This window comes from Mesorhizobium sp., from assembly GCF_024509055.1.
Taxonomy (GTDB): domain Bacteria; phylum Pseudomonadota; class Alphaproteobacteria; order Rhizobiales; family Rhizobiaceae; genus Mesorhizobium.
In genome coordinates, this window is record NZ_JANINM010000364.1 from 25454 (window position 1) to 28391 (window position 2938).

General features: G+C 65.2%; 2 protein-coding genes and 1 pseudogene. 2 read left to right on the forward strand and 1 reads right to left on the reverse strand.

From position 1 onward, the window contains the following. Positions 1-288: pseudogene (locus Q0L57_RS15875) on the reverse strand (Na/Pi cotransporter family protein); the annotation flags it as partial. Between the two features lie 363 nt (positions 289-651). On the opposite strand from Q0L57_RS15875, the gene Q0L57_RS15880 reads away from it, so the two are divergent. Together Q0L57_RS15880 and dnaG are read left to right on the forward strand one after the other, a co-directional pair. Beyond that, a complete protein-coding gene (locus Q0L57_RS15880) occupies positions 652-1014 on the forward strand; it encodes an RcnB family protein (RefSeq protein ID WP_296744100.1) in 363 nt (120 codons plus the stop codon). Positions 1015-1154: 140 nt separating this feature from the next. Then, positions 1155-2938, forward strand: a 1784-nt coding sequence (dnaG, locus tag Q0L57_RS15885) for a DNA primase (protein ID WP_296744101.1), incomplete at its 3' end; no start/stop codon positions are given.

A 2938-nucleotide genomic window follows, 5' to 3' on the forward strand; every position in this document is an offset into this window, starting at 1 on the left:
CGAACCGATCTCGGCGCCGCGCACCGCCAATTGCCCGGCGGCGCCCGAAACGATGCCCGCGCCAGCGAAGGAGCCGACCAGCAGCGTCACCGCGGTCGAGCTCTGCAGCGCGACCGCCAGCCCGCAGCCGGCCAGCACCGCCATGATCGGGTTGCGCATGGTGGCGCGCAGCCTGTGGCGTAGCACGTCGCCATAGGCGCGTTCGACACCGGTCTTCACCATGCGGGTGGCGAACAGCATCAGCGCCACCGCGCCGGCAAGGTGCAGGAGGACGACGGAGCCGCTCACAGCCGACCTCGCGGGGCAGCTCTGGCGACGCGGAGAAGGGTACGTATCTTAGCCATTTCGAGGCGGGAATACACCAATTAAGGTTAGCCGAGTAATAGATTTTTCTGATGTGATGATCGTCTCGGCTCGACGGACCATGTCGGAAATGGGCGGACGGCATATTGGTTGCGTGCGGCCCGCCGCGTCGCTTCGCCTCACAACGCCGCAATGCCGGAGCGACATGGCCGGAGGAGATCCCGAGTCTTGTTGAAGCAGCTTTTGCAAGCACCGGAAACCATTACAGAATTGTAATTCTCATGTTCAGTTTCGGTTCATCCACTGGCGGCTATTCCTCCGCCCATCGACAACCAAGGAGAACCGACTATGAAGCGTCTCGTACTTTCCGCCGTCACTGCCTCGATGCTGGCCGCCTCGGCCTTCTCCGGCCAGGCCGCGCCGCTCGCCCAGCCGAGCGCGCCGCAGTCGAATTACACGCAGGTCGACTGGCAGAAGCCGGACCGGCATTTCGACAAGCGTGTGATCGTCAAGAAGAAGGTGGTGAAGCGCAGCCATTGGCGCAACGGCCAGAGATATTCCAACTGGAAGCGTCACCAGCCGGTCCGCGACTGGAACCGCTACGGCCTGCGCCGCCCTGGTCCCGGCCAGGAGTGGATCCGCGTCGGCAACGACTATGTGCTGGTCGGCATCCTCTCCGGCATCATCTTCGGCGCGATCGCCACGCAGTAAATCGGGACAAAATCCTCAAATCCAGAAAGAAGGCGGCCTCGAGCCGCCTTCTTTTCGTCTGTGAAAAGCGGGTACGATAGGCGGGACAGAGTCGCCGCGCCCGGTCGGCTCGACTATATGGAGGGCAAACGAGTTTCCCGATGCGCTTTCCGCCTGCCTTCCTCGACGAGATACGCGACCGCGTGCCGATTTCATCGGTCATCGGCGCGCGTGTCGCATGGGACAGGAAGAAGACCAACGCGTCGCGCGGCGACTACTGGGCCTGCTGCCCGTTCCACGGCGAGAAAAGCCCGTCCTTCCACTGCGAAGACAAAAAGGGGCGCTATCACTGCTTCGGCTGCTCCGTTTCGGGCGACCATTTCAAGTTCCTCACCGAGCTCGACGGCATGAGTTTTCCCGAGGCGGTCGAGAAGATCGCCGAAATGGCCGGCGTGCCGATGCCGGTGCGGGACGAACGGGAGGAACGGCGCGAGAAGGAACGCGCCAGCCTGACAGACGTGATGGAGATGGCGACGGCCTTCTTCCAGGAGCGGCTGCAGGGCGCGGAAGGCGCCAAGGCGCGCGCCTATCTCAGAGAGCGCGGACTGACGTCGGCGACGCAGCAATCCTTCCGGCTGGGCTATGCGCCCGACAGCCGCAACGCGCTCAAGGAACATCTTGCCGCCAAGGGCGTGCCGAAGGCCGATATCGAGGCTTGCGGTCTGGTGCGGCACGGCGACGACATCCCGGTCTCCTATGACTGGTTCCGCGACCGCATCATGTTTCCGATCCCGGATTCGCGCGGCAAGATCATCGCCTTCGGCGGTCGCGCGCTGGCGCCTGACGCTCTGGCCAAATACATGAATTCGCCGGAGACCGAGCTCTTCCACAAAGGCAACGTGCTCTACAATTTCGCCCGCGCCCGCAAGGCATTGGCCAAGGGCGGCACGGTGATCGCGGTCGAAGGCTATATGGACGTGATCGCGCTGGCGCAGGCCGGCTTCGAGAACGCCGTGGCGCCGCTCGGCACGGCGCTCACCGAAAACCAGCTCGAGCTCCTGTGGCGCATGGCGCCGGAGCCGGTGCTGTGCTTCGACGGCGACAAGGCCGGGTTGAAAGCGGCATGGCGGGCGGCCGACATGGCGCTGCCTTCGGTCCAGCCGGAACGTCGCGTGCGCTTTGCGCTGCTGCCCGACGGCAAGGACCCGGACGATCTGGTCAAGGCCGATGGGCCGGATGCGTTCCGCGCCGTGCTCTCGCAAGCGCGGCCGCTGGACGAGTTGTTGTGGATGCGCGAGACGGCCGGCGGTGTCTTCGACACGCCGGAGCGACGGGCGGGGCTGCAAAAGACGGTGGGAGAGCTCGCCAGCCGCATCCGCGACGAAAGCACGCGCTATCAATACCAACAGGTGATGCGCGAGCGGGTGCGGAGCTTCTTCGGCGCCCAGCGCGACGCAAGGCAGGGTCGTCAGGATGGTGGCCGGCCGGGCGAGCGCGGCCAGGGCAAGGCCGCGGCACCCGGCGGACAGTTCGCGAAGGGCGGAGGCGGTCGCATCGCGATCACCGAAAGCCTCGGCCAGTCGGCGCTGGTCAAGCGAGGCAACGAGATGATGTCGGTGCGCGAAGCGACGATCATCGTGGCGCTGGTGAACCATCCAGCCTTGATCGACGAAAATTTCGCGCATGTCGAATTCCTCGACCTTGCCAACTCGGATTTGCGCAAGCTCCACGTCGCCATCCTCGATGCGATGGCGCATGACGCGGCCGACGATCGCGCTTCGGTCATCGACACCATCGAGCGCGCCGGGTGCGGCGGCATCTGGGAACGGTCGGTCGAGCTCATCAGGCGCGCCCGGCAGTGGCCGGCGCTCGAAACCGCGGCGCTCGACGATGCGCGCGACGCCTTCAACCAGGCACTGCACTTGCAGCGCAGCGCGCGCACCTT

Coding starts and splice junctions, on each gene's coding strand:
- Q0L57_RS15880 (WP_296744100.1), top strand. CDS start 652: ATGAAGCGTCTCGTACTTTCCGCCGTCACTGCCTCGATGCTGGCCGCC.